The organism is Kitasatospora sp. NPDC057904, assembly GCF_042887925.1.
GTDB lineage: Bacteria > Actinomycetota > Actinomycetes > Streptomycetales > Streptomycetaceae > Kitasatospora.
Map to the genome: position 1 here is coordinate 313,835 of NZ_JBHVOL010000005.1, position 24,879 is coordinate 338,713.

Sequence of the window (24,879 nt, forward strand, 5' to 3'; positions counted from 1 at the left end):
GCGAAGATGACCACCGAAGTTCGCTCGCTCCGCGAGTTCAAGATGCCCGATGTGGGCGAGGGCCTCACCGAGGCCGAGATCCTCAGCTGGTACGTCAAGCCGGGTGACACGGTGACGGACGGCCAGGTCGTCTGCGAGGTGGAGACCGCCAAGGCCGCGGTGGAGCTGCCGATCCCGTTCAACGGGGTCGTCGAGCAGCTCTTCTTCCCCGAGGGCGCGACGGTCGACGTCGGCACCGTGATCATCTCGGTCGCGGTCGCCGGGGAGGGCGGGGCCCCGGCTCCGGCCGCCCCCGCCGTGCAGGCCGCCCCCGCCGCTCCGGCGGCCGAGGCGCCGGCCGCGCCGGCCGAGCCCGAGCGGCGCGAGGTGCTGGTCGGCTACGGTCCGCGGACCGGCACCGCCCAGCGCCGGGCCCGTCGGACCACCACGACCACGGTCGTGGCCGCGCCGGCCGCCCCCGCGGCTCCGGCTCCTGTCGTGGCTCCCGTCGTGGCTCCTGTCGTGGCCGAACAGCACGCCGGCGAACGGCCGTTGGCCAAGCCGCCGGTGCGCAAGCTGGCCAAGGACCTCGGCATCGACCTGCGCGCGGTCACCCCCACCGGCCGTGACGGCGTCGTCACCCGCGAGGACGTGCACGCGCACGCGTCGGCCCTGGCCGCCGCGGCCTCGGCTCCGGCCGCGGTCGCTGCCGCCGTCGTTGCCGCCGAGCCCGTCGCGGCCGAGCCGGCCGAGGCTCCGGTCGTCGTGTCCGGGTCCGCCGCGGGCGACGTCCGGGTGCCGATCAAGGGCGTCCGCAAGGCCACCGCGCAGGCCATGGTGGCCTCGGCGTTCACCGCGCCGCACGTCACCGAGTTCGTCCAGGTCGACGTGACCCGCACGATGAAGTTCGTCCGCCGGCTCAAGGAGAGCGGCGAGCTGGGCCGGGACGTCCGGGTCAGCCCGCTGCTGATCGTCGCCAAGGCGCTGCTCACCGCGATCAAGCGGCACCCCGAGATCAACGCGCAGTGGGACGAGGCGGCCCAGGAGATCGTCATCAAGGGCCAGGTGAACCTCGGCATCGCCGCGGCCACCCCGCGCGGCCTGATCGTGCCCAACATCAAGGACGCCGGCGCCAAGACCCTGACCGGGCTGGCCACGTCGCTCGGCGAACTGGTCGAGACCGCCCGCCAGGGCAAGACCTCGCCGGCCGACATGCAGGGCGGCACGGTCACCATCACCAACGTCGGCGTCTTCGGCGTCGACACCGGCACCCCGATCCTCAACCCGGGCGAGGCCGCGATCCTCGCCTTCGGCGCGGTCCGGGAGCTGCCGTGGGTGCACAAGGGCAAGGTGGTCCCGCGTCAGGTGACCACGCTGGCCCTCTCCTTCGACCACCGCCTGGTGGACGGGGAACTGGGCTCCAGGGTGCTGGCCGACGTGGCCGCCCTCCTGGAGCAGCCGAAGCGCCTGATCACCTGGGGCTGACCGGCCGGTAGGACCACGGAAGGGGCCTTCCTCCGCACATCGGTGTGGAGGAAGGCCCCTTCGTGGTGTCCGTCCGTCGGTTACCGCTGGGGACGGAGGCGACGGACGGCGATCAGGACGCCCGCGCCGAGTGCGAGGAGGGCGGCGGCGGAGCCGGCGAGGAAGCCGTTGGAGGAGGAGCCGGTCTGGGCGAGCTCGGGGGTGCCGGCCGGCGCGGAAGTCGAGTTCGCGGCGGGGGACTTGGGCGCCTCGGCGGCCGGAGCGGCGGTCTTGGTCTCGTCCGCGGCGGGCTTGGCCGGGGCGACGGGAGTGGTCTTGGCCTTGGCCGGGGCGCTCGGCTTGGCGGTGGCGGTCGGGACGGGCTGGGCGGCGGCCGGGTGCTCCACCGGGAAAGTGAAGTTCGAGTCGCCGACCACGGCCTGGGAACCGGGAGCCTGCCCGAGGACCCCGATCTTGACCTTGCCCAGGTTCTTGGGGGCCTTCGCGGAGAGGCCGATGCGGAAGGTGAAGTGCTCCGCCCGGCCGTTCTCGAGGTGCTTGACGACGGTGGCAGGCGAGGCGTTGGTGTGGAGCGACGGGTCGCAACCGGGGCTGAGGGCGACCGGCTTCCAGGTCCCGCCGGACGCCACCTCGACCGTGAAGTCCTCGGTCCGGAGGCCGGTGCCGGGCACCGGGTTGAACAGCCAGATGGACGCCGCGACGTTCTCGTAGGGCGCACCGGTGAAGTTGGTGATGCCGACGCCCACCTCCACCTTCGGGCCGCCCGCGATGAGGGTCTGGCCGTCCCGGGTCTGGTGGAAGGAAGCGGTGAGGTCGCCGTTGTGGGTGGCGGCCGGGGCCGGGGTGGCCGGAGTCGTCACCTCGTACGGACCGGCACAGGCCCAGGCGGTGTCGGTGGTGAGGATCTGGATGCCGCCGGCGAGGACGGCGGTGGTGGCGAGGGCGGCGAGGGTGCGGCGGGTGGAGAGCGAGCGGGTGTTCTTCGCAAAGCGGGTGATAACGGACGTGCGCATGACGTGACTCCCCAGGGTCATGGGTCTGACGGTGTGGTGGGTGAAGACGACCGGCTCCGCTCCTCCTGAGCGGAAGCGCCCCCCGGCTCTGCCGGTCTCGCTCTCCGTGCCTTCATCCGTATAGACGCGCATCTGCGCTGGTGGTTGCAGGTGAGTTCAAAAAGTTTTTCGGACGTCTGCTGCTAGCGCGAGAAGAAGGGGCCTTCCTCCACACCGCCGTGTGGAGGAAGGCCCCTTCGTGGTGTCCGTTCGTCGGTTACCGCTGGGGACGGAGGCGACGGACGGCGATCAGGACGCCCGCGCCGAGTGCGAGCAGCGCGGCGGCGGACAGGGCGAGGAAGCCGTTGGTGGAGGAGGAACCGGTGTGTGCGAGCTCGGTGGCGCCGTCCGGGGCGGTGGTGGCCGGGGCGGAAGTCGGCGCCACGACAGGGGACTTGGGTGCCTCGGCGGCGGGCGCGGCCGGAGCGGCGGTCTTGGTCTCGTCCGCGGCGGGCTTGCCGGGCGCGGGCTTGGCCGGGGCGCTCGGCTTCGCCGTGACCGTGGGCTTGCCGGCGGGCTTGGCCTCGCCGTTGGCGTGGAGGACCCTGATGCCCACGCCCACGGGCTTGCTGGCGGGTCCGGCCTCCGCCCAGGGCGAGGCGGTGACCGAGAGCATGGTGAGGTCCTTCGGGGCACTGGCGGCCAGGTGCAACCGGAACATCACCCGAGCCGTCCGGCCGTCGGCCAGGTGCTGGCCCAACGACCCGGTGTCGACCCGGACGGCCTCGCCGCCGCATCCGTCGTCGATGCCGAGCTTCGTCCAGGTGCCGTTGATCATCGCCTCGATGGTCGCGTCCCCGGTGCGGAGGCGGTTCGCGCCGCTGTCGTCCTTCAGGGTGAGGCCGAACGCGGCGTTGTCGTAGTCGGCTCCGCTGAGGTTGAGCAGCTTCACGCCGAACTCGATGCTCGAACCGGCGGTCAGCGAGGTCGGGTTCGGCTCGATGATGTCGGCGTCCAGGGGGTTCGCGTGGTGCCGCGCCCGAGCGTCGGCCGAGATGGTGGTGCCGGGGCCCTGGTAGGGGCCGGAGCAGGCCCAGGCGGTGTCGGTGGTGAGGATCTGGATGCCGCCGGCGAGGACGGCGGTGGTGGCGAGCGTGGCGAGGGTGCGGCGGGTGGAGAGCGAGCGGGTGTTCTTCGCAAAGTGGGTGATAACGGACGTGCGCATGACGTGACTCCCCAGGGTCATGGGTCTGACGGTGTGGTGGGTGAAGACGACCGGCTCCGCTCCTCCTGAGCGGAAGCGCCCCCCGGCTCTGCCGGTCTCGCTCTCCGTGCCTTCATCCGTATAGACGCGCATCCCCGCCGGTGGTTGCAGGTGGGTTCAGAAGTTTTTTCGGAAGCCTTCCGGAGCCGTGTTTCGGGATACTGCCGGAATGACGGATGAGCTGACTGTCCGTCCGGGGACGGTGCCGGGCGGGGACGGGGAGCGGCGGTCGCTGCGGCGGGACGCGTCGGGGACGGCGTTGCTGGCGGGGCTGGTGTGCATCGCGGTGTCGTTCTCGGGGCCGCTGGTGGTGGTCCTCGCGGCGGCCTCGGCGGGGCGGCTGGACGCGGCGCACACGGCGTCCTGGATCTGGGCGGTGGGCGTCGGCAGCGGGGTGAGCGGGTTCCTGCTGAGCTGGTGGACCCGCACGCCGGTGATCACGGCCTGGTCGACGCCGGGGGCGGCGCTGCTGGTGACGAGCCTCGGGGCGTACCCGTACCGGGAGGCGGTCGGGGCGTACGTCGTGTGTGCGGTCGTGGTGACGCTGTTCGGGGTGACGGGCTGGTTCGGGCGGCTGATCGCGGCGGTGCCGGTGGGGATCGTCAACGCGATGCTCGCGGGCATCCTGTTCTCGTTCGGCGCCGGGATCTTCGGGGCGGTGCACGGCGCACCCGTGCTGGTGGTGGGGAGCTTCGCGGCGTTCCTGCTGGCCAAGCGGTTCGCGCCGCGCTACGCCGTGCCGGTGGCGCTGCTGGTGGGCGGGGTGCTGGCGGCGGTCACGGTCGGCCTGCCGCTGCGGGTGGGGTCGGGCGGGCCGACCGTGCCGGTCCTGACGGTGCCCGCGTTCTCCTGGTCGGCCGTGGTGGGGCTGGCGCTGCCGCTCACGATCGTCGTCCTGGCCTCGCAGAACGCGCCGGGCCTCGGGGTGATGCGGGCCTTCGGGTACCGGGCGGACGACCGGCTGCTGATCGGGTCGACCGGCGCGATGTCGCTGCTGATGGCGCCGTTCGGCTCGCCCGGGGTCAACCTCGCGGCGATCACGGCGGCGATCTGCTCGGGCCCGGAGGCCCACCCGGACCCGCGGCGGCGCTACGTCGCGGGGATGTCCTCGGGGGCGCTGTACGTCGTGGTGGGGAGCTTCGGCGGGGTGCTGGTGAGCCTGTTCACCGGGCTGCCGAAGGAGCTGATCGCGGTGATCGCGGGGGTCGCGCTGCTGGCGTCGCTGCAGGGCAGCCTGGCGGCGGCGGTCGCGGAGGAGCGGGGGCGGGACGCGGCGGTGGTGACGTTCCTGGCGAGTGCGTCGGGGATGGGCCTGTTCGGGATCGGTTCGGCGTTCTGGGGGCTGCTGTTCGGGCTGGGGACGCACCTGGTGCTCGGCCTGGCGCGGAAGCCCTGACAGATTCATTGGTATGACTGGTCCGATGTGGATCGTTCGGCCAGGTCGGTGACTTTTTCGTCCGCCGGTGGGGGCGACACGCCGGGTCGGGTACGTCTCCGCTCCACCACCCGGGCGACACCGGGTGACCGGAGCCCCGAGGACGCACCCGTATGCCGCCTGGCAACCCTGGCCGTCTCGTTCGGAGTCTGGCCGCGCTCGTGCTGGTGTCCACCGCCGTACTCCCGGCCGCCCTGGAACTGGTCGGCCCCTCGCCGTTCGGCGTGATCGGGGCCGGCGCCCCCGTCGACCGGGCGGTGCCGCCGCACACGGCGCAGCGCGCCGACCTGCGCGGCGCCGCGCCCGCCCCGACCGTCGACATACGCCGCACCGGCGACCCGGCCAACCGGATCACCCTGGTGCTGCTCGGCGACGGCTACACGGCGGCCGAGCAGGACCTCTTCCAGCAGCAGGCGGACCGGGCCTGGCACTCGCTGATGGACATCGAGCCGTTCCGCAGCTACCAGGCGTTCTTCAACATACGGCGGGTCGAGGTGCTCTCGCCGGTCTCCGGGATAGCCGAGACCGAGAGCCGCGGCCGCAACCCCTCGACCCCGCTCGGCATGCACTTCTGGTGCGAGGGCACCGCCCGGCTGCTCTGCGCTGACGAGGCGGCCACCGCCCGGCTGGCGGGGGACAGCGCCGGGCCGCAGTACCTGATAGCGCTGGCGAACTCGACCGAGTACGGCGGCGCCGGGGGCACCGGGGTGACCACCCTGGCGGGCGGCAGCCCGGACGCGGGGCGGATCATCCAGCACGAGATCGGCCACACCGTGGGGGACCTCGGGGACGAGTACGACTCCGCGCCGGACGACGCCGACTACCCGAACCTCTCGACCCTCAACGCCGACGACATGCGCAAGAAGCAGACCAAGTGGTGGCGCTGGCTGGGCGCCGCGTCCCCGGACGGCGCCGGGACGGTCGGGGCGTACCGCAGCGCCAACGGCCTCTACCGGCCGACGCAGGACTCGGTGATGCGCACCCTGGGCAGTGCCTACAACCTGCCCTCGCGCGAGGCGATCATCGAGGAGCTGTACCGCCGGATCCGCCCGACCGACCCCCCGGTGCCGCCGCCCGGCGAGGTCGACGGCCGCCCGCAGCTGGACGCCCGGCCGCTGCCGCTGTCCGGGCCGCGCCAGCTGCGGGTGGACTGGACGGTGGACGGCGTCCCGGCGGATCCGCGGACGGTGAACGGCGGGCGGCTGGACTCGGCGCAGCTGAACATCCCGGCCGGCCGCGCCGCCACCGTCACGGCGACCGTCCGGGACACCACGGACTGGGTGCGCGACGAGGGCTTCCGGGACAAGTACATGACCCGCTCGGTGTCCTGGACGGTCACCGGCTGAGCGCAGGTCCCGGGGAGATCGGTCGTACCCCACTCTGGGCGTCCAATCATGGGATGACTACCCTGGACGCACTATGCCCGTGGAGCCAGACCGTTCAGTCCGTCCCCTGTCCGCCCCCGCTCCCCGCTCCTCCGACGAGTCCCCGGCCGCCTTCGCGTCCCCGCCCGGCGGGCGCGCCGCGTGGCTCGCGTGGTCGGTCGGCGTCAGCGTCTACGTCCTCGCGGTGATCCACCGCACCAGCCTCGGCGTGGCCGGGCTGGACGCCGCCGAGCGCTTCGGGATCGGCGCCTCGGCGCTCTCCACCTTCTCGATCCTCCAGGTGCTGGTCTACGCGGCCATGCAGGTGCCCGTCGGGCTGCTGGTGGACCGGTTCGGGCCGCGGCGGGTGCTGCTGCTCGGCGTCCTGCTGCTGAGCACCGGGCAGCTGGCCTTCGCGTTCAGCTCCTCGTTCGCCCCCGCGCTGGCCTCCCGCGCGGTGCTGGGCTGCGGGGACGCGATGACCTTCATCAGCGTGCTGCGGATCGCCGCGCGCTGGTTCCCGGCGGCGAAGAACCCGTTCGTGGCGCAGCTGACCGGCCTCGTCGGGATGGGCGGCAACCTGTTCACGACGGTGGTGCTCGCGCAGGTGCTGCACAGCGAGGGCTGGACGCCGACCTTCGCGGCGATCGCGCTGCTGGGCGTGGCGGTGTTCGCGCTGGTCGCGCTGTTCCTGAAGGACGCGCCCGCCGTGGCCGAGCCGGTCGATCAGCACCGGCCGCGGACCGGGATCGGGCGGCAGGTCCGGGAGTGCTGGCAGGAGCCCGGCACGAGGCTCGGACTCTGGGTGCACTTCACGACGCAGTTCCCCGGCAACGCCTTCGGCCTGCTCTGGGGCCTGCCCTACCTGGTCGAGGCGCAGGGCATGACGCGCGCCGGGGCCGGCGGGCTGCTGACCCTCCTGGTGCTCTCCAACATGACCTGCGGCTTCGTGTTCGGCCGGGTGCTGTCCTTCTCGCCGCGCGCCCGGATGCCGATCGTGTTCACGGTGATCGGGGCCACCGCGCTGGGCTGGGCGCTGGTGCTGGCCTGGCCCGGCGCGCACCCGCCGGTGTGGCTGCTCGTCGGGATCATCCTGGTGATGGGCAGCAACGGCCCGGCCTCGCTGGTCGGCCTGGACTACGCCCGCGCCCGCAACCCGGTGGAGCGGCTCGGGACGGCCTCCGGCATCGTCAACATGGGCGGCTTCATCGGCACGATGATCACCCTGTTCGGCATCGGCGTCCTGCTCGACGCCCTGGCCCCGGCCGGCGCGGAGACGTACTCGGCGGACGCCTTCCGGTGGGCGTTCTGCTGGCAGTACGTGCCGCTGGCGGTGGGGACGGCGATGATCCTGCGGCTGCGGCGGAGGCTAGTGGCAGTGGGTGCGTAGGGTTTCTGACCTGCGAAAACGCGATTAGCCATCCTTTGGGGAAGGTTAATGCCCCCGGTATGAGTGAGTTGAACTCACTCATACCGGGGGCATACGTCAGCGACCGTACTCCCGCATCATCGCGGCCATCTGCGGTGGCGTCCCGTAGATCCGGGCGCCATGGAGCTCTGCGTGCATGAGCCCGTGGTCAGGTGGAGCCGACTCGTGCTGCGCTTCACGCCGCAGGCGGACCAGGTCCACCAGCTTCAGCTTCGGGCAGCCGGGGACGACCCTGCTGCCCCGGATCCCGACCCGCTCCACGGATGGGCAGGCGTAGTAGGCGCCGAAGGGCGGCCCGCTGTCCTCCTCCCGCGTCGGCATGTGGAAGACCATCTCCCCGTGCCGACAGTGCACCGTCCCGTCCGAGTGGATGACGACTCCCGGCCAGTCCTCGTGGTCGATCTCGGCGATGATCTGCACCTGCTGGCCGATCGCCTCGGTGAGGGTCTCCGCCATCCGCCGCTGCTGGGTGGGGATGTCGGTGTCCCCGCGGCGGATGGACGGGAGGAGGTCGCGGGTGACCCATTCCTGGAAGGGCTGCGCGTTCGGCTTGGTCGACCTCATGATCAGGGTGTACAGACCCGTCTCGCTGATGACCCCAAGCATGGGATTTCCACGCCTGTATGGTTTCTGACCTGCGGGAACCTGGTAACCATCAGAATTTCTGATGGTTACCAGGCGCAGGTCGACCATCCGTGCGTTCATCGGCTTCACGATCTTGTGTGCCTCGCTCGGATTGCTGCGGCCGAGCACTCGGCACACGTCCGCCGTGACGAACCACGGCTGCCCGTCGATCATCACCACCCTGATCGGCTGGCCCGTGACCGGGAAGCTCGACCGCACCAGCACCATCTGTTCCTGCTGTTCCTGTTCGTCGTCCATGGGGACGCCCCTCCTTCTTCCGAGTGATGGCAGGACTGCTCGGAACAACGAGGTCGAACGAGTGGCGTACTGGTCCCACGTTGACGCACGGATGCACGAGGCGTACCGCCCCGGCGCACGGTTGTGCGTGTACGCCGGGTGGTGCGCGACTGCCCTCTCAGATGGTGACCGAGAACGTGGCCAGCACCCGCTCGGCCAGCTCCTTGTCGCCCTCGACGCCCACCGGGCCCGGGCGGCCGCGGCCGCAGGCGAGGCGGACGTACGTCTCCCAGTCCATGGTCAGCTGGACGTCGGGGGCCAGGCTGACCGACTCGTCCACGGTGCCGCGGCCGGCCGCGTCGACCCGCACGGTGCGCAGGAACTCGACCGGGCCGGTGACGTCCAGCACGAGGGTCGTCCCGGCCGGGGCGCCCGCGGTGTGGGCGACGGCCTTGGGCAGCCTCTCCAGCAGGACGTCCCGGGCGACCAGGGCGGCCGGGGAGGCCAGGTTGCCGGGTGCGGCCAGGGCCCGGCGCAGGTCCTGCTCGTGCACCCAGACGTCGAAGGCCCGCAGCCGCAGCAGCTCGTGGTACGGCACGTCCCGGGCGAACGGGCCGGCCGGCCAGCGCACCGGCTCCTCGGGCGTCTGCCGCGCGTTGCGCAGGGCCCGCGAGCGGCGGATGATCGTGTACTCCAGCTCGCCGGTCATCTCCAGCGCGGTGTGGCAGCGGCGCTTGTCCACCGGCAGCTCGACGTAGCGGGCGAACTCGCTCGTGACGTGGCGCAGGTCGCGCGGCAGCGCGTGGATCGGGCGGGGGTCGCCGAGCAGCTCGGACTCGACGGCGATGATGTGCGAGACGACGTCCCGCACGGACCAGCCGGGGCACTCGGTGGCGCGGTTCCAGGCGCCCTCCGGCAGGGGGGTCACCAGTTCGGATATGGACTCGATGCTCTGCGTCCACGCCTCGGTGTGCGCCTGCACGGTCTGGTTGTCCGTCACGGGAATCTCCGGCCCTCCGTCAGCTGCCTTGCCGCGCGCACCCTGCCCCGTCGGCCGGCCGGGTCGGTCCGGCCTTCGGGCGCACACGCTAACCGCACGTTACGCTGCCGGGTGACAGCCGGGCAGCGCTTTCGGGTGACGATCGTAGGACTCTTGCCGTGGACGGTGGTACTGTGCGCGCTTCATTGATCCAACTCGCGGTCTCCGACGCCGAGCCGCCGGCCGAGCGACGGGCCAGGGCGGCCTCCCTGGTACGGGCCCAGCACGGCTGTGACCTGGTGGTCCTGCCCGAGCTGTGGCCGCTCGGGGGCTTCGCCTACGACCTCTGGTCGGAGGGCGCGGAGACGCTCGACGGGCCCACCTCGGACGCCATGGCGGCCGCCGCCCGGGCCGCCGGGGTCTGGTTGCACGCCGGTTCGATCGTCGAACGCGACCCGGACGGGCCGATCTACAACACCTCGCTGCTGTTCGCCCCCGACGGCGAGCTCGTGCACACCTACCGCAAGATCCACCGCTTCGGCTTCGACAGCGGCGAGGCGGTGGTGATGGGCGCCGGGCAGGAGATCGTCACGGCCGCGACCGACTTCGGCACGCTCGGCCTGGCCACCTGCTACGACCTGCGCTTCCCCGAGCTGTTCCGGGCCCTGCTCGACGCGGGCGCGCAGCTGCTGGTCGTCCCGGCGGCCTGGCCGGCGCGGCGCCGCGAGCACTGGACGCTGCTGGCCCGGGCGCGCGCGGTGGAGGAGCAGGCGTACGTCCTCGCGTGCAACACCGCCGGGACGCACGGCGGGGTCGAGCAGGCCGGGCACAGCATCGTGGTGGACCCGTGGGGCCGGGTGCTGGCCGAGGCCGGGGCGGGGGAGCAGGTGCTGACCGTCGAGTTCGACCCGGCCGAGGTGGCCAAGGCGCGGGCGGAGTTCCCGGTGCTGCGGGACCGCCTGCTGGGGATCCCGGCGCCGGTCCAGCGCTGACGCCGGAGGGGACGGAACGGGCGGGATCCGGCCGTTCCCGGGGTTGGTTTGTACCTGCTCCGGACGGGTTTGAGAAGATGAGCACTCGTCGTGTTCCCAGTCGTTCTTCGGCCGGTCCGCCGAGGGGCGGCCGGTCGGCCCGCCCGAGGAGGTCGCGCGCATGGCCGGCAACGGCGCAGGCGACACCCGTCCCGTCATCCGCCGCAACAGCCTCCGCGAGCAGATCGCGGGCGCGCTGCGCGAGGAGATGATGGCCGGCCGCCTTGAGGCGGGCCGCAATTTCACCGTCAAGGAGATCGCCGAGCTGTACGGCGTCTCCGCGACCCCGGCCCGCGAGGCGCTGGTCGACCTCGGTGCCCAGGGCCTGCTGCGGGCCGAGCACCACCGCGGCTTCACCGTGCCCGAGCTGGGCTGGGACGACTTCGTGGAGATCTTCGAGTCCCGGGTGCTGCTCACCGACAGCTACTACCGCCAGTACCGCTCCCGCCGCGCCCTGCCCGACCTCACCCGGCTGCCCTCGCTGCGCCGCCGGGCGGACGCGGCCGTGCGGGCGGCCAGGGCCGGGAACCTGGACGTCATGGTGGGCTGCGACCGCCGGTTCTGGCAGGAGGTCGCCGGGCTGCTCGGCAACCGCCGGATCGGCGCCTACCTGGACTGGCTGCGCGTGCAGTCCTGGATGTTCGCGGCGTCCTACCTGCGGGAGCTGTCCGCGCTGGGCGGGGTGTGCTGGGACCGGCACGTCGACCTGGTGGACGCGATCGAGGCCCGGGACCTCGCCGGGGCGCACCGGATCATCTGCGAGTACAACCTGTTCACCGTCCGGCTGCTGGCCGAGCTGGCCGGGCAGCCGCTGGAGTCGGTGGCCGTGCTGGGGCTGCTCACCGAGTCCGTGGACGAGGAGCCCGCCCCGGCCCCCGGGCCGGCCGGGCCGCCGCCGGACGAGCCGGGCCCCGCGGTGCCGGGGACGGCCCGCGCGCGGCGCGGCGAGGACGTCGGCCGCGAGCTGGGCCGGGAGCTCGGACTGGGGCTCGGCCTGGTGCCGCAGCCGCGATCGATCCCGCACGGCCGGTTCGGCCGGCGGCTGCCCGAGCCCCCCGAGCACCCGCAGGGACGGCCCGATCCGCATCGCGCGCCGGGCCGGTAGGGTGGGCGGTCGTCGTACCGGACGTCCCCGTCGGGACCCGTCCCGGTGCGGACACCGCCGCCCGTAGTCGTCCCCGTCCGCGCGGACGACTCCCCGCCCGGAGAGGAAGAGCCGGCCATGGCCTGCGACCTCTGGCTCGTCCCGCTCGTGGACGTGCTGAGCCACAGCCCCGACAACCCCTTCCGGGACGACCTCGCGCTGTACAACGCCGTGCTGACCTCGCGCGGACTGCCCGAAGTGCCGGTCTACCAGTACGTCCCGGGGATCAGCGGGGCGGTCGAGCCGATAGCCGCCTTCGACTACGACTCCCTGCACTTCCTGCGCCGCGCCTACCTGTTGGGCCTCACCGGCCTCGACATCACGCCGGTCGACTCGCTCGGCGGCGACTACGAGCAGCTCCTGGAGATGTTCGAGAACAGCGCCGAACAGTCCCACCTGGTCTGGCACTTCGACCACGCGGGCGCCTACGTGCCGATCGAGTTCGCGGTGCCGCTGGTGGACGACGCGCTGCTCGCGGTCGGCGGCCCGCTCGGCTCCAGCCACGGGCTGCTGCGCGAACTCCAGGCCGTGGCACCGTCCCTGGGCCTGGACCCGTACAACCCGCCGGCCCCGACCAAGCCGCTCGGGCCGACCGGCCTGGAGCAGCCGTTCGGCCCGCCGCTGGACGACCTGCACCCCTTCGCCCGCGAGCGGCACGCCTGGGCGGGCCTGTACGCGGCGGCGACCCGGAGCGTCTCCCAGGGCTCGATGATCGTCTTCGCCTGAGCCGGGCGGCAGCCTCGGCTGTCCGGTCCTCGGCCCCCGCACGTCCGCCCCCGTACGGCCGCCCGCCTACCGCAGCGGGCCCTCCGGCGGCCGCTGGCGCGGCATGGTGGGCCGGGTGCCCGGCGGGGGCAGCACCCGCACCTGGGCGCCCACGCCGGTCTCGGTGCGCCCGCCCCACGTCCCGGGGGCCTGGGTGGGCAGCTGCGTCATCGACGCGCGGAACTCCAGCATCCACTCCGAGGTCTCGGTGCGGACCATGTCCGACACGTCCTCGCAGAACCGGCGCAGCACGCCCAGGCAGCGCTCGGCCGCCTCGCCCGCGGTGCCCTCGGTCGGGCCGAGCACCTCCCGCACGCACTCCGACGCCCAGTCGAACTGGAAGGCCTCCAGGCGGCGTTGCAGCGCCTGCGCGGTGCTCACGTCCCGCATCCAGCCGGAGGTGAGGCCGAACGCCCGGTCGGTGCCGTGGCAGGCCGCCGCGAGGGCCAGGCCGACGTAGCCCCAGCTGGTGCCGTGCGCGACGGTGCCGGTCAGGTCCACCAGCGGGGCGGACACCCCGCCGATCGCGAAGCCGACCGTGCCGAACCGCAGCAGGCGGGCCCAGCGGCGCTTCCAGACCCGGTCCTTGCGGTACCACTCGATCGCCTCGACCGCCCGCTCCTCGGACCAGCGGTAGAGCTCCTCCAGCCGCTCGGCCGGCTCACCCCAGTCCCCGAGCGGGAACTGGCGGGCGCTCAGATCGGTCCGGCGGCGGGTGGACGCCCGGCGGGCGACCGCCGCGACGGGCTGGTCCTCCTCGCCGATCTCCTTGCCCCAGGCACTCTCCTCGGGCTGCATTTCCGGCTGGCTCACCTGTGGGGCTCCCTGTGGCGGGGCGGGCGGCTGGGTCTGGCGACGCGTCCGGCTGACGGATCGTCTGCCAGAGGTTGTCCAACAGCACTTCTTACCGCCAAATGGCTGACCGCGGGGCGCTTCCTCCTTGATCGTTATCGGATTCGGCCACCGGAACACGAGGTCGGAGGGATGCGGGGGTCGGCGAGATTTCACCCGTCCGAGCGAGGCCCCGGTGACCCGCCGTCCTGACCCGGCCACCCGCCGCCGAAAGACGGGGCCCGGCCTTGGAGGATCCTCCGACATCGTGAGCGTACGGAGCTCTCCGCTTGGAGGTTCCGACGGGACCGGAGAGCGGCCGGAACAGGCCACCGACTACCCTTGCCAACCGTGAAGGTCCTCGTCATCGGCGGCGGCGCCCGCGAACACGCCCTGTGCCGCTCCTTGTCCCAAGATCCCGCCGTCACCGAGCTGCACTGCGCCCCGGGCAACGCCGGCATCGCGCAGGTGGCGACGGTCCACCCGGTCGACCAGCTGGACGGCGCCCAGGTCGCCGGCCTCGCCGGGCGGCTCGGTGCCGACCTCGTCGTCGTCGGCCCGGAGGCCCCGCTGGTCGCGGGCGTCGCCGACGCCGTGCGCGCGGCCGGGATCCCCGTCTTCGGCCCGTCCGGCGCGGCCGCCCAGCTGGAAGGCTCGAAGGCCTTCGCCAAGGACGTGATGGCCGGCGCCGGCGTCCCGACCGCCCGCTCCTACGTGTGCACCACCGCCGAGGAGGCCGCCGAGGCCCTCGACGCCTTCGGCGCGCCCTACGTCGTCAAGGACGACGGCCTGGCGGCGGGCAAGGGCGTCGTCGTCACCTCGGACCGCGCCGCCGCGCTGGCCCACGCCGCCGCCTGCGAGCGCGTGGTCATCGAGGAGTACCTGGACGGCCCGGAGGTCTCGCTGTTCGCGATCACCGACGGCACCACCGTCCTACCCCTGCAGCCCGCCCAGGACTTCAAGCGCGCGCTGGACGGCGACGAGGGCCCCAACACCGGCGGCATGGGCGCCTACTCGCCGCTGCCGTGGGCGCCCGACGGGCTGGTCCAGGAGGTCCTGGACACCGTCCTGCAGCCGACCGTGGACGAGCTGCGCCGCCGCGGCACCGAGTTCTCCGGCCTGCTCTACGCCGGCCTCGCGCTCACCTCGCGCGGCACCCGGGTGATCGAGTTCAACGCCCGCTTCGGCGACCCCGAGACCCAGGTCGTGCTGGCCCGGCTGCGCACCCCGCTGGCCGGCGTCCTGCTGGCCTCCGCCACCGGCACGCTCGACCAGCTGGAGCCGCTGCGCTGGAGCGAGGACGCGGCCGTGACCGTCGTCGTCGCCTCCGAGGGCTACCCGGCCGCGCCGCGCACCGGGGACCCGATCGTGGGCCTCGCCGAGGCCGAGGCGGACGGCACCGCGTTCGTCCTGCACGCCGGCACCGCGGCGGCCGGGGACGGCCGGGTGCTGAGCGCCGGCGGCCGGGTCCTGTCCGTCACCGCGACCGGCGCCGACCTCGCCGAGGCGCGCGGCCGGGCGTACGCCGCCGTCGACCGCATCTCGCTCAAGGGCGGCCAGCACCGCACCGACATCGCCCTCAAGGCGGCGGCCACCGCCTAGCCGTCCGGGCCGTCCGCACCCCGCAGGGCGCCGCGTCGTGGGAAACACCCCCATGGACGCAGCGCCCTGCGGCGTTCCCGGGCGGGGGCGGCCGTGGTGGGCGGCGCACCGTTCGGCGGCCGGATTCCAGCCCATCGAGTGACAGCACCCGCATCCGGCTGACGTAACCGGCTGCCCGGCCTTATGGTGCGCTGGATCGCACCGCGCCGTGGCCGCGCGCTGGGGTCGCCGCCGGGTAGCGGCGGTCCCGCGGGGGGATGCTGGACGGCGTCCGGCCGGGCGGTCGCCCGGGTGCTTCGCACCGGACCGGTCGCGGGGCGTCCGGTACGTCGTCCGGATATTCGGACGGCGTCACCGGGACGAGTGGAAACCGGGTCGTTCCGGAACACCCACGCGGACCGGGGCGTCGAACATGGCAGAAGCGCCACACAGCACGCACTACCGGGATCGGACACCACCGCTTCCCGGTCGGAACTGATCGTTTCGAGTCGGCTCAGGGGCCCGTCAGCGGGCGCCCGAGGGCTCCGAAGGGGGTGCCGCACCGTATGGCCGCTGCCGACACCGCGCGCGCACACGCCCAGGCGGTCCTGCGGATCCGCGGGCTCGCCCTGGCCACCGCCGCCGTGCCCGCCGCCGTCGCGGTGGTCCTGCTGGCCGGACGGTTCACCGGCCGCATCGGGGCGCCCGGCGCCTCCGACGCGGCCGGCTGGGACGCCGCCCGCTGGGCGGTCGGCGCGGTCGCCGTGCTCGCCCTCCTGGTGGCCGGCCTGGCCGCCCGCGCCTACCGCAGGGCCGTCCCACCGCGCACCCCGGCCGTCCCGCTGGAGCGGGCGGAGGCGCCCGAGCTGTACCGGCTGATCGCCGAACTCGCCGACCGGCTGGACGTCCCCGCGCCCTCCGCCATCGCGCTCACCCCGGACTGCGACAGCTGGCTGGAGGACGTCCAGCCCGCGCACCCGCACCACCCCCGGTCCGAGCCGCCCGCGCCCGTCCTGGTGATCGGCTCGCCGTTCCTGTGGTGGATGCGGGCCGACGAGCTGCGCGCCCTGCTCGCGCCCGTGGTGGCCGGCACCGCCGCCTCCGCGGACCCGGACATCGCCGCCGCCCGCCGCTTCCTGCGCAGCCTCGACGCCAGCCTGGACACCGGCCCGTCCCCGGCCGGGCTCGGCGGCGCCGTGCTGGCCGGCCCGCCCCGGGCGCCGCGCCGCGGCCCGGCCCTGCTGACCGACCGGATCACCCGCCGCCTCCTCGGCGCCTGCCGCGGCCACGCGGCCGAGCTGGAGCGGTCCGTCGCGAGCTGGGCCTCCGAGCAGGCCAGGACGGTCGACTACGGCCTGCGGATCGCCGCCCAGGAGCAGGTCGGCCTCGCCTACGCCGGCTGGGACCGCCTGCTCACCCGGGTCGCACTGCCCGCCTGGCGGCTCGGCCGCCACCCGGCCCACCTCAACGCCGGCGTGGTCGCCGCCCTCACCGAGCTGTCCCGGCGCGACCGGCTGGCCGACGGCTACGGCACCCGGCTCGGCGACCGCCCCGCCTGCGACCTGCTGGAGGAGCCCGGCACCGTCGACCGGGCGGTCTCCCGGCTCGCCGCCGAGCTGTTCTTCGGCGAGCCGGCCGCCGGCGCCTGGCACGAGCTGGAGTGGACCGACTACCCGGCCGAGGCCGTCGACGCCGGCTGGCGGGCCCGCGCCGCGGCCCTGCAGAGCGCCCTGGACCGCCTCGCGCCCCAGGCCCGCCCCGGCGCCCCGACGCTCACCCGGCTGCTGGTCCGCCTCGCCGAGGGCGACGGCGAACAACTGGCCGCCGCCCTCGCCGCCGAGCTGGCCCGCACCACCGCCCCGGCCCCGCTGCTCGAACCCGTCCGCAGCGGCCGCGACCTGCTGGTCGACCACGTCACCGCGATGGTCTGCTGCGCCGCCGTCGACACCGCGGGCGCCACCCCCGGCCTGGACTGGCTGGACGGCCCGGTCCTGCTGATCCGCGGCGTGCGCCGCACCGACCTCGCCGCCCCCGTCGCCCAAGCCGTCGAACAGGGCCAGGACGGCCCCCTGCGCGCCTGGCTCGACGCCGCCGACGTCCGCCTGGAGAAGCCCGTCCGCCTCTGATCGACAGCGGCGCTCGAACGCCGCCCACGCGCCCCCGGCCGGGCCCGCGGGCGGCCGTCCGCGCAGGCCGGAGGGCCCGCCGCCGACCGGCCCGAGATTGCCACCACCAATTGCTACCGCAGGGTGACGCTGCGCCAGCACTGTGTGGTGTATTAGACCGCACGCACATCCGGGGGGCACGTGCCAGCCGGAGGGGAGTGCACCTGGGAGGGGCGCGTGGGTACCGAACTCAACCGCCGCTGGGAGTCCGGAACGCTTGCCTACAGCGCCTCCGACCCCTTCGGCCAAGGCCCGCTGCCCTGGCTGCGCAGCCCCGACGAGTACCTGGCCGACGCCAAGGGCACCGTGCCCTGGTACGTGTCCGTGGACGCCCCCGGCCAGCGCCCGCTGGCCGCCGCTGCCCGGCCCCGGCCGCCGGTCGGCACCCCGCGCAGCGCCGACGACGTCGTCCAGCAGATCAAGGGCTTCGCCTCGGCCGGGGTGGTCCGCCCCGGCGGCTCGGTGGACTTCCGGGTCACCGTCAACCCGCCGCGCGAGTTCACCGTGGACGTCTACCGGATCGGCCACTACGGCGGTGACGGGGCGCACCACATGACGTCCAGCCCGCTCATCGCCGGCCTCGCCCAGCCCGCCCCGCTGGTGGTCGGCCGGACGGTGTCCTGCCACCACTGGTGGCACTCCTGGCGGCTGCAGATCCCCGCCCACTGGCGGCCCGGCGCGTACGTCGCCGTGCTGACCACCGCGGACATGCTGCACCGCAGCCACATCCCGTTCACCGTACGGGACTTCGAGGACCGGGCGCACGCCGCCGAACTGCTCCTGGTGCTCCCCGACGTGACCTGGCAGGCCTACAACCTGTTCCCCGAGGACGGCCGCAGCGGCGCGAGCCTCTACCACGCGTGGGACGGCCGGGGCGGGCTGGTCGGCGAGTCGGAGGCGGCCGTCACCGTCTCCTTCGACCGCCCGCACGCCACCGCTGGGCTGCCGCTGCACGTCGGCCACGCCTACGACTTCATCCGCTGGGCCGAGCGCTACGGCTACGACCTCGCCTACGCGACCGCCACCGACCTGCACGCCGGCCTGGTCGATCCGGCGCGGCACCGGGCGCTGGTCTTCCCCGGCCACGACGAGTACTGGTCCGAGCCGATGCGCCGCGCCGCCGAGCGGGCCCGCGACGGCGGCACCTCGCTGGTCTTCCTGTCCGCCAACACCATGTACTGGCGGGTCGAGCTGACCGCCGCCGCCTCCGGCGAGCCGAACCGGCTGCTCAACTGCCGCAAGCGCCAGAAGGTCCGGCCGGGCAGCCCGGCGGCCGGGGCGCCGGGCGCCGCGAGCGCCCTGTGGCGGGACGCCGGCGAACCCGAGCAGCACCTGCTCGGCGTGCAGTACTCGGGCCGGGTCGCCGCGCCCGCCCCGCTGCTCGCCCGGCACACCGCGCACTGGCTGTGGGACGGCACCGGGCTCCAGGAGGGCGACGAGCTGCCCGGCCTGGTGGCCGGCGAGGCCGACCGCTACTACCCGAAGGTGGCGCTGCCCGAGCACACCGAGCGCGTCCTGCTGGCCCACTCCCCGTACCGGGACCTCGCCGGCCGCACCCGCTACCAGGAGACCTCGCTCTACCGCGCGCCCAGCGGCGCGTACGTCTTCGCGGCCGGCACCTTCGCCTGGTCGCCCGCGCTGGGCCGCCCCGGCCTCACCGACGAGCGCGTCCAGCGCGCCACCGCCAATCTGCTCGACCGGCTCTGCAAGAACGGGCCCTGAGCCCGTCGGCGCAGGGCCCGGAAGGCCCGGAAGGCCGCCGGGAGCGTTCGTGAAAGACTGCGGGGGCAGTGACCTCCCCTTTCGCACGGCCCGGCCGCTGGACTGATGGCCCACGCCCGTGAACGACCCCTGAGGACTGAACACCTTGAGCGGATTTGTCACCAAGCCCGAGCCGGTCCAGGTGCCCGGCCTGGTCCACCTGCACACCGGCAAGGTGCGCGACCTCTACCGCACCGAGTCGGGCGAGCTGGTCATGGTGGCCAGCGACCGGATGTCGGCCCACGACTGGGTGCTGCCGAACGAGATCCCCGACAAGGGCCGCGTCCTCACCCAGCTCTCCCTGTGGTGGTTCGAGCGGATCGCCGACATCGTGCCCAACCACGTGATCTCCACCGAGGTCCCGGCCGGCGCGCCCGCCGACTGGAAGGGCCGCACGCTGATCTGCAAGAGCCTGGACATGATCCCGGTCGAGGCGGTCGCCCGCGGCTACCTGGCCGGCTCCGGCCTGAGCGAGTACGAGGAGAGCCGCACGGTCTGCGGCATCGCGCTGCCCGAGGGCCTGGTCAACAGCTCCGAGCTGCCCGCCCCGATCTACACCCCGGCGCTCAAGGCCGAGGTCGGCGAGCACGACGAGAACGTCCCCTACGAGGAGACCGCCCGCCGGATCGGCGCCGAGCTGGCCAACCAGGTGCGCCGCACCACCCTGGACGTCTACGCCCGCGCCCGGGACATCGCCCGCGACCGCGGCATCATCCTGGCCGACACCAAGTTCGAGTTCGGCCTGCTGGACGGCGAGCTGGTGATCGGCGACGAGGTGCTCACCCCGGACTCCTCCCGCTACTGGCCGGCCGACGACTACGAGCCCGGCCGCTCGCAGGCGTCCTTCGACAAGCAGCTCATCCGCGACTGGCTGGTCTCCCCGGCCTCCGGCTGGGACCGCTACAGCGAGGAGCCGCCGCCGGCGCTGCCGGCCGAGGTGGTCGAGCGGACCCGGGCCAAGTACGTCGAGGTGTACGAGCGCCTGACCGGCACCAGCTGGGTCTGATCCCCCGACCGCCCGCGGGTACGGCCGTCAGATCCAGCCGTGCTCGCGGGCGATCCGCACCGCCGCATGCCGGTTCTCCGCGCCCAGCTTGGTGGCCGCCGAGGAGAGGTAGTTGCGGACGGTGCCCTGGGACAGCGCCGCCCGCGCGGCGATCTCGGCGATCGGGGTGCCGTCCGCGGCCAGCTCCAGGACGTCGGTCTCGCGCGGCGTCAGCGGCGTCTCGCCGGCGCTGATCGCGTCCGCGGCGAGCTCGGGGTCGACGTACCGGCCGCCGGCCCGGACGGTCCGGATGATCCCCGCGAGGTCGGCCGCCGACACGGTCTTGGGCAGGAAGCCGCGCACCCCGACCTCCAGCGCCCGCTTCAGGTAGCCGGGCCGGCCGTGGCCGGTGACGATCATGCAGCGGCAGTCCGGCAGCAGCCGGCGCAGTTCGGTGGCGACCTCGATGCCGTCGCGTCCGGGCATCTGCAGGTCCAGGACGGCGATGTCGGGCCGGTGCGCCTGGGCCATCGCGAGCGCCTCCGGGCCGGAGCCGGCCTGGGCGACGACCTCGATGTCGTCCTCCAGCGACAGCAGCGCGGCCAGCGCGCCCCGGATCAGGTGCTCGTCGTCGGCGAGCAGGACGCGGACGGGCGGGGTCTCGGTCATCGGTGGGCCTCCTCGGCGCCGGCGGACGGGGTGACGTCGGTCAGATCGGTACGGCCGCGAGCATCCGGAACGTGCCCGGTGCGGCCGTCGGGACGGTCAGCTCGCCGTCGTGGGCGGCCAGCCGCTCGCGGAGCCCGCGCAGTCCGGTGCCGCCGCCCTGGGAGGGCAGCGGGACCTCCGGCACGCCGTCGTTCTCCAGTTCCAGCACCGCCCGGCCGTCCTCCCGGTGCAGGCGGATCAGGCAGTGCGCGGCCTCGCTGTGCCGCAGCACGTTGGTGGTGGCCTCGCGGATCACCCAGCCGAGCACCGACTGCACCGGGGCCGGCAGCCGGTCCGCGTCCTCGCCGAGGTCGATCTCGCAGGCGACGTCGGCGGAGCGCAGCACCGCCCGGGCGCCGATCGCCTCGGCGTGCAGGTCGGCGGTGCGGTAGCCGCGGATGACGTCGCGGACCTCGCGCTGCGAGTCCTGGGCGATCCGCTGCACCTCGGCCATCTGTTCGGCGGCCTCCGCGCGCCCCCGGCGGGCGAGTTGGACGGCGAGCTCGCTCTTGAGCGCGATCGTCGTGAGGTTGCGGCCCATGACGTCGTGCAGGTCGCGGGAGAAGCGCAGCCGCTCCTCGGCGACGGCGAGCCGGGACTGCGCCTCGCGGGCGGCGTCCAGCTCCCAGACGATCGCGGTCACCCAGGCGAAGCTGCGGCAGCTGCCGATCAGGAAGGACAGGCCGATCACCGCCCCGACCAGCAGCCCGATCGTGATGCCCGGGTCGAACCCGGCCAGCACCATCGCGGGAGCGATCGCCAGGACCTGGCCGATGGCGATCAGGAAGGTCCGGGGCAGGGAGACCGCGACGGCCGTCGGGCCGATCGCCGAGCCCATCAGGGCGGTGGCGACGACCGCGGTGAACGGCGGCGCGTGGGGGCTCACCGGCCCGCCGGTGGACGGGCCGAGCAGGATGACGGTCCAGGAGCCGACCACCGTCAGGACGGCGTTGACGACCAGCCAGCGCCGGTACTCGACCGGCCGCTTCAGGTAGTGGTCGAGCGCGGTGCGGTACGCCCGGAGCGTGACCAGCGTGGAGGCGAGCGAGACGACCAGGGCGACCCGGACGGCGGTGCCGTAGTGCGGGAGGTTCGCGGGGGAGGCGCTGACCACGAGGTTGATCGGCAGCATCATCCACGCCATCAGGTACAGCGACCAGCGGAAGTACAGCTCGGCGCGCTGCGGCTTGCCGTAGCCCTTCCAGCGCCGGATCGGCCCCCTGACCTGCATCGACTTGCTCCCCGTCCCGTCACGTTGCTGTCGCTGCCTTCATATCAGAGGGAGGGAGGGGCCGGGGCTTCGGTTGCGGTGCCGTCCGCCGGGACGTCAGCGGCGGGACTCCCAGCGGAAGTACCGGACCGCGCCCCAGCCCGCCAGGCCCAGCCACACGGCGCCCGTGACGAGGTGCGGCACGGCGGTGGACCAGGTGCCGCCGAAGCCGGTGGCGGCGGCCGAGCCGTCGGTGCCGGTCCAGCCGATCCGGATCAGCTGGAAGCCCGGGGTGGTGGGCAGCAGCCGGCAGAAGTCGGCGACCCGGTCGGGCATGACCTCCAGCGGGATGAACAGGCCGGAGCCGAACTGCGAGACGAGCAGCAGCGGGAGGGTGGTGATGCCGGCGGTCTCGACGGTCTTGGTGAAGGCGCTGGTGAGCGCGGCCGTCGCCATCATCGTGCCGATGCTCAGGAGCAGCCCGGCGGCCAGCAGCAGCGGGTTCACCGGGGCGCCGAGGTGCAGGAAGGCGGCGCCGCCGCCCGCGACGACCGCGCTCATCAGCAGCGCGAGGCTCACTGAGGGCACGGCCGTGCCGGCCAGGATCTCCAGGTCCCGGGCCTCGCCGGTGCGCAGCCGCTTGAGCACCAGCTCGTTGCGGCGGCCGACGTACGCGGCGGTCAGGTTGTAGTAGACGACGAAGGCCAGGATCCCGCCGATGGTGCCGATGATCAGCAGCGAGTCGACGTCCAGGCCGGGGTGGTCCGAGGCCTGCTGCTTCAGCATGCTGCGGCGGCCGGCGATCATCAGCACCGGCAGCAGCAGGGCGGTGAACAGGGCCGAGCGGTTGCGCAGCAGCAGGGTGGCCTCGGAGCGGCCGAGGGAGGCCAGGCGGCGCAGGGCGGTCCCCTGCGGGCCGGCGGCGGTGCCGGTGGTGGTGCCGGTGGCGCTGGAGGGGGCGGCGGTGGTCATCGGGCGGATCCGATCAGGCGGCGGGAGGAGCGGGAGGAGCGGGAGGGACGGGAGGCGCGGCCGGCGGGCGCGGGCGGCCGCGGCTCGTCCTGGTGGGCGGCCTCGGAGGCGATCGCGAGGAAGGCCTCCTCCAGCGAGGCGCTGCGGGCGTCCAGGGCGCCGAGCGCGAGGTCGTGGTGGTGGGCCCAGCCGAGCAGCTCGTGGAGGTCCCGCTGGAGGGCGGAGGTCTGCACGGTGACCTTGCGGCCGTCGACGGCGACCTCGGCCCCGGCCAGCAGCGGCAGCGAGGCCCCGCTGAACTCGGGCAGTTCGAAGGTGATCCGGGAGGGCCGTCCGGCGATCACCTCGGCGACGGTGCCGGTGGTGACGACCCGCCCGCCGTGCATGATCGCCAGCCGGTCGGCCAGCTCCTCGGCCTCCTCCAGGTAGTGCGTGGTGAGCAGCACGGTGGTGCCCTGGGCGCGCAGCTCGCGGACCAGCCGCCAGACGGCGGCGCGGGCCTCCGGGTCCAGGCCGGTGCTGGGCTCGTCCAGGAAGAGCACCTCGGGGCGCCCGAGCAGGGCCATCGCGAGGTCGAGCCGGCGGCGCTCGCCGCCGGACAGCTGCTTGACCCGCACGTCGCGCCGGTGGCCGAGGCCGACCAGCTCCAGCGCCTCCGCCACCGGGCGGGCGCCGCTGGTCAGGCCGGACCACGTGCGGCCGGTCTCGGCGACGGTGAGCTCGCCGGGGAAGCCGCCCTCCTGGAGCATGATGCCGATCCGCGGGCGGAGCGCGGCCCGCTCCCGGTACGGGTCGTGGCCGAGCACCCGGACGGTGCCGCCGCTGGGCGCGGCCAGGCCCTCGACGAGCTCCATGGTGGAGGTCTTGCCGGCCCCGTTGGTGCCGAGCAGGGCGTAGAGCTCGCCGCGGCCGACGGTCAGGTCGACGCCGCGGACGGCGTGGTAGCCGGTGGTGCCGGAGCCGTAGTGGCGCTGGAGGTCGGTGACCTCGATCACGGGGCCGGAGGTGCCGGCGGGCTGGCGCGTTTCCATGGCTCCAGCCTTCCGCCGCCCGGTCCGTGCGGTCAGTGCGCGCCGTCATCGGAAGGGGGTGCGGATCCACGGGTCGGCGGTGACAAATGTCATCGGTCACCGGTACGCCCGCGGATGCGGGGAGTGCCCGGGGAAATGCCGAAGGGCCCCTCTACCGAGGAGCCCTTCGTTTCTGAGCGGACGACGAGATTCGAACTCGCGACCCTCACCTTGGCAAGGTGATGCTCTACCAACTGAGCCACGTCCGCAGGTCAAACTATTGAGTTGTGCTGTGCTCGCGCACTGCGAGCGGACGACGAGATTCGAACTCGCGACCCTCACCTTGGCAAGGTGATGCTCTACCAACTGAGCCACGTCCGCACGGTGCCTGGTGGGGCACCGGCCGCCTCTTCGGATCTCTCCGTTGCGGCGACGAGGAATACTCTACAGCATCGTTCGGGGTGGTCGCCCCACCCTTTCGGCGGGCAGGGCGACCGCGGGACCGCCGGCTCGGGCCGGACGTCCCCGCCGGGGTCAGTTCGCCTCGGCGAACGCCTCGTACACGTGCTTGGGGATGCGCCCGCGGGCCGGCAGCTCCATTCCGCGCGACTGGGCCCAGGCGCGGACCGCGGCCGGGTCGGGGGTCAGCGCGGTGCGGCGGAAGGACTTTCCGGTGCGGCTCTGCCGCCGCCCGGCCGCGACGAACGGCGCGAGGGCCTCCCGCAGCTTTTCCGCGTTGTCCACGGACAGGTCGATCTCGTACGACTTCCCGTCGACGCCGAAGTGGACGGTTTCCGCGGCGGCGCCGCCGTCCAGGTCGTCGGAGAGCGTGACAACTACACGCTGTGCCATGGGTGTCAATCCTCTCGGGCAATTCGGCCGTCGGCGCGCGGGGTGCGCCCCGGGGCCTGATGTGCACCACTCGCGC

Annotated in this window: 21 protein-coding genes and 2 tRNA genes; 11 read left to right on the plus strand and 12 right to left on the minus strand. The window is 73.9% G+C overall.

Going from position 1 to position 24,879, the window contains the following annotated elements:
- The first annotated feature begins 6 nt into the window (after positions 1-6).
- Positions 7-1,464: a dihydrolipoamide acetyltransferase family protein gene (locus ACFVSN_RS15845; protein WP_387955465.1), complete on the plus strand. Its 1,458-nt coding sequence runs from the start codon at positions 7-9 to the stop codon at positions 1,462-1,464.
- 80 nt (positions 1,465-1,544) lie between these two features.
- Here the strand turns inward: ACFVSN_RS15845 and ACFVSN_RS15850 are convergent, their stop codons facing one another.
- Positions 1,545-2,477, minus strand: a complete 933-nt coding sequence (locus tag ACFVSN_RS15850) for an LPXTG cell wall anchor domain-containing protein (protein WP_387955467.1) — start codon at positions 2,475-2,477, stop codon at positions 1,545-1,547.
- A gap of 256 nt (positions 2,478-2,733) precedes the next feature.
- Complete coding sequence (locus ACFVSN_RS15855) at positions 2,734-3,681, minus strand: LPXTG cell wall anchor domain-containing protein (protein WP_387955469.1); 948 nt, start codon at positions 3,679-3,681, stop codon at positions 2,734-2,736.
- 208 nt (positions 3,682-3,889) lie between these two features.
- On the opposite strand from ACFVSN_RS15855, the gene ACFVSN_RS15860 reads away from it, so the two are divergent.
- From ACFVSN_RS15860 to ACFVSN_RS15870, 3 genes are all read left to right on the plus strand, one after another.
- Positions 3,890-5,116, plus strand: a complete 1,227-nt coding sequence (locus ACFVSN_RS15860) for a benzoate/H(+) symporter BenE family transporter (protein WP_387955471.1) — start codon at positions 3,890-3,892, stop codon at positions 5,114-5,116.
- Between the two features lie 206 nt (positions 5,117-5,322).
- Complete coding sequence (locus tag ACFVSN_RS15865) at positions 5,323-6,501, plus strand: M64 family metallopeptidase (RefSeq protein WP_380498513.1); 1,179 nt, start codon at positions 5,323-5,325, stop codon at positions 6,499-6,501.
- A 73-nt stretch (positions 6,502-6,574) separates the two neighbouring features.
- Positions 6,575-7,909: a nitrate/nitrite transporter gene (locus ACFVSN_RS15870; protein ID WP_387955473.1), complete on the plus strand. Its 1,335-nt coding sequence runs from the start codon at positions 6,575-6,577 to the stop codon at positions 7,907-7,909.
- A gap of 96 nt (positions 7,910-8,005) precedes the next feature.
- Here ACFVSN_RS15870 and ACFVSN_RS15875 read toward each other — a convergent pair whose 3' ends face one another.
- Together ACFVSN_RS15875 and ACFVSN_RS15880 are read right to left on the minus strand one after the other, a co-directional pair.
- Positions 8,006-8,830 carry a Bro-N domain-containing protein gene (locus ACFVSN_RS15875; protein WP_387955475.1) on the minus strand — a complete coding sequence of 275 codons (825 nt, stop codon included), beginning with the start codon at positions 8,828-8,830 and terminating at the stop codon, positions 8,006-8,008.
- Positions 8,831-8,987: 157 nt separating this feature from the next.
- Positions 8,988-9,809 (minus strand): maleylpyruvate isomerase family mycothiol-dependent enzyme, encoded by an 822-nt coding sequence (locus ACFVSN_RS15880; RefSeq protein WP_380498511.1) that lies wholly within the window; start codon positions 9,807-9,809, stop codon positions 8,988-8,990.
- Between the two features lie 173 nt (positions 9,810-9,982).
- Here ACFVSN_RS15880 and ACFVSN_RS15885 point away from each other — a divergent pair, with 173 nt between their 5' ends.
- The 3 genes from ACFVSN_RS15885 (at position 9,983) to ACFVSN_RS15895 (ending at position 12,689) form a co-directional block, all read left to right on the plus strand.
- Positions 9,983-10,780: a carbon-nitrogen family hydrolase gene (locus tag ACFVSN_RS15885; protein ID WP_380445556.1), complete on the plus strand. Its 798-nt coding sequence runs from the start codon at positions 9,983-9,985 to the stop codon at positions 10,778-10,780.
- A gap of 160 nt (positions 10,781-10,940) precedes the next feature.
- Positions 10,941-11,924 carry a GntR family transcriptional regulator gene (locus ACFVSN_RS15890; protein ID WP_387599776.1) on the plus strand — a complete coding sequence of 328 codons (984 nt, stop codon included), beginning with the start codon at positions 10,941-10,943 and terminating at the stop codon, positions 11,922-11,924.
- A 117-nt stretch (positions 11,925-12,041) separates the two neighbouring features.
- Positions 12,042-12,689: a hypothetical protein gene (locus tag ACFVSN_RS15895; RefSeq protein WP_380445554.1), complete on the plus strand. Its 648-nt coding sequence runs from the start codon at positions 12,042-12,044 to the stop codon at positions 12,687-12,689.
- Positions 12,690-12,755: 66 nt separating this feature from the next.
- Here the strand turns inward: ACFVSN_RS15895 and ACFVSN_RS15900 are convergent, their stop codons facing one another.
- Entirely contained in the window at positions 12,756-13,541 is a 786-nt protein-coding gene (locus ACFVSN_RS15900) for an SLATT domain-containing protein (protein WP_380445553.1), read from the minus strand.
- 369 nt (positions 13,542-13,910) lie between these two features.
- On the opposite strand from ACFVSN_RS15900, the gene purD reads away from it, so the two are divergent.
- The 4 genes from purD to ACFVSN_RS15920 all read left to right on the plus strand — a co-directional run bounded on the left by purD (position 13,911) and on the right by ACFVSN_RS15920 (position 20,072).
- Positions 13,911-15,161: a phosphoribosylamine--glycine ligase gene (gene purD / locus ACFVSN_RS15905; RefSeq protein ID WP_387955477.1), complete on the plus strand. Its 1,251-nt coding sequence runs from the start codon at positions 13,911-13,913 to the stop codon at positions 15,159-15,161.
- A gap of 545 nt (positions 15,162-15,706) precedes the next feature.
- On the plus strand, positions 15,707-17,266 hold the full coding sequence (locus ACFVSN_RS15910; RefSeq protein ID WP_380506979.1) for a hypothetical protein: 1,560 nt from the start codon (positions 15,707-15,709) through the stop codon (positions 17,264-17,266).
- Between the two features lie 216 nt (positions 17,267-17,482).
- Positions 17,483-19,027, plus strand: a complete 1,545-nt coding sequence (locus tag ACFVSN_RS15915; RefSeq protein WP_387955479.1) for a N,N-dimethylformamidase beta subunit family domain-containing protein — start codon at positions 17,483-17,485, stop codon at positions 19,025-19,027.
- A 145-nt stretch (positions 19,028-19,172) separates the two neighbouring features.
- Positions 19,173-20,072 carry a phosphoribosylaminoimidazolesuccinocarboxamide synthase gene (locus ACFVSN_RS15920; RefSeq protein ID WP_380445549.1) on the plus strand — a complete coding sequence of 300 codons (900 nt, stop codon included), beginning with the start codon at positions 19,173-19,175 and terminating at the stop codon, positions 20,070-20,072.
- Between the two features lie 27 nt (positions 20,073-20,099).
- On the opposite strand, the gene ACFVSN_RS15925 is transcribed toward ACFVSN_RS15920, so the two are convergent.
- From ACFVSN_RS15925 to ACFVSN_RS15955, 7 genes are all read right to left on the minus strand, one after another.
- The gene (locus tag ACFVSN_RS15925) at positions 20,100-20,720 is read right to left on the minus strand and encodes a response regulator transcription factor (protein WP_359970474.1); all 621 of its coding nucleotides are present in this window, start codon (positions 20,718-20,720) and stop codon (positions 20,100-20,102) included.
- A gap of 40 nt (positions 20,721-20,760) precedes the next feature.
- Positions 20,761-21,990 carry a sensor histidine kinase gene (locus ACFVSN_RS15930; RefSeq protein WP_380445548.1) on the minus strand — a complete coding sequence of 410 codons (1,230 nt, stop codon included), beginning with the start codon at positions 21,988-21,990 and terminating at the stop codon, positions 20,761-20,763.
- Positions 21,991-22,086: 96 nt separating this feature from the next.
- Positions 22,087-22,941, minus strand: a complete 855-nt coding sequence (locus ACFVSN_RS15935; protein WP_380445547.1) for an ABC transporter permease — start codon at positions 22,939-22,941, stop codon at positions 22,087-22,089.
- Positions 22,938-23,972: an ABC transporter ATP-binding protein gene (locus ACFVSN_RS15940; RefSeq protein WP_387955481.1), complete on the minus strand. Its 1,035-nt coding sequence runs from the start codon at positions 23,970-23,972 to the stop codon at positions 22,938-22,940. Before ACFVSN_RS15940 ends, ACFVSN_RS15935 begins: the two co-directional genes overlap by 4 nt.
- 175 nt (positions 23,973-24,147) lie before the next feature.
- Positions 24,148-24,220: transfer RNA gene (locus tag ACFVSN_RS15945), tRNA-Gly, on the minus strand.
- Between the two features lie 39 nt (positions 24,221-24,259).
- A tRNA-Gly gene (locus ACFVSN_RS15950) sits at positions 24,260-24,332 on the minus strand.
- Positions 24,333-24,485: 153 nt separating this feature from the next.
- Positions 24,486-24,803: an Lsr2 family protein gene (locus ACFVSN_RS15955; protein WP_030304494.1), complete on the minus strand. Its 318-nt coding sequence runs from the start codon at positions 24,801-24,803 to the stop codon at positions 24,486-24,488.
- Positions 24,804-24,879: the final 76 nt, after the last annotated feature.

What these genes read in the sequence shown, in the direction of transcription:
- ACFVSN_RS15845 (WP_387955465.1), top strand. Translation starts at nt 7, where the DNA reads ATGACCACCGAAGTTCGCTCGCTCCGCGAGTTCAAGATGCCCGATGTG.
- ACFVSN_RS15850 (WP_387955467.1), bottom strand. Translation starts at nt 2,477, where the DNA reads ATGCGCACGTCCGTTATCACCCGCTTTGCGAAGAACACCCGCTCGCTC.
- ACFVSN_RS15855 (WP_387955469.1), bottom strand. Translation starts at nt 3,681, where the DNA reads ATGCGCACGTCCGTTATCACCCACTTTGCGAAGAACACCCGCTCGCTC.
- ACFVSN_RS15860 (WP_387955471.1), top strand. Translation starts at nt 3,890, where the DNA reads ATGACGGATGAGCTGACTGTCCGTCCGGGGACGGTGCCGGGCGGGGAC.
- ACFVSN_RS15870 (WP_387955473.1), top strand. Translation starts at nt 6,575, where the DNA reads ATGCCCGTGGAGCCAGACCGTTCAGTCCGTCCCCTGTCCGCCCCCGCT.
- ACFVSN_RS15875 (WP_387955475.1), bottom strand. Translation starts at nt 8,830, where the DNA reads ATGGACGACGAACAGGAACAGCAGGAACAGATGGTGCTGGTGCGGTCG.
- ACFVSN_RS15890 (WP_387599776.1), top strand. Translation starts at nt 10,941, where the DNA reads ATGGCCGGCAACGGCGCAGGCGACACCCGTCCCGTCATCCGCCGCAAC.
- ACFVSN_RS15895 (WP_380445554.1), top strand. Translation starts at nt 12,042, where the DNA reads ATGGCCTGCGACCTCTGGCTCGTCCCGCTCGTGGACGTGCTGAGCCAC.
- ACFVSN_RS15910 (WP_380506979.1), top strand. Translation starts at nt 15,707, where the DNA reads ATGGCCGCTGCCGACACCGCGCGCGCACACGCCCAGGCGGTCCTGCGG.
- ACFVSN_RS15925 (WP_359970474.1), bottom strand. Translation starts at nt 20,720, where the DNA reads ATGACCGAGACCCCGCCCGTCCGCGTCCTGCTCGCCGACGACGAGCAC.
- ACFVSN_RS15930 (WP_380445548.1), bottom strand. Translation starts at nt 21,990, where the DNA reads ATGCAGGTCAGGGGGCCGATCCGGCGCTGGAAGGGCTACGGCAAGCCG.
- ACFVSN_RS15935 (WP_380445547.1), bottom strand. Translation starts at nt 22,941, where the DNA reads ATGACCACCGCCGCCCCCTCCAGCGCCACCGGCACCACCACCGGCACC.
- ACFVSN_RS15940 (WP_387955481.1), bottom strand. Translation starts at nt 23,972, where the DNA reads ATGGAAACGCGCCAGCCCGCCGGCACCTCCGGCCCCGTGATCGAGGTC.
- ACFVSN_RS15955 (WP_030304494.1), bottom strand. Translation starts at nt 24,803, where the DNA reads ATGGCACAGCGTGTAGTTGTCACGCTCTCCGACGACCTGGACGGCGGC.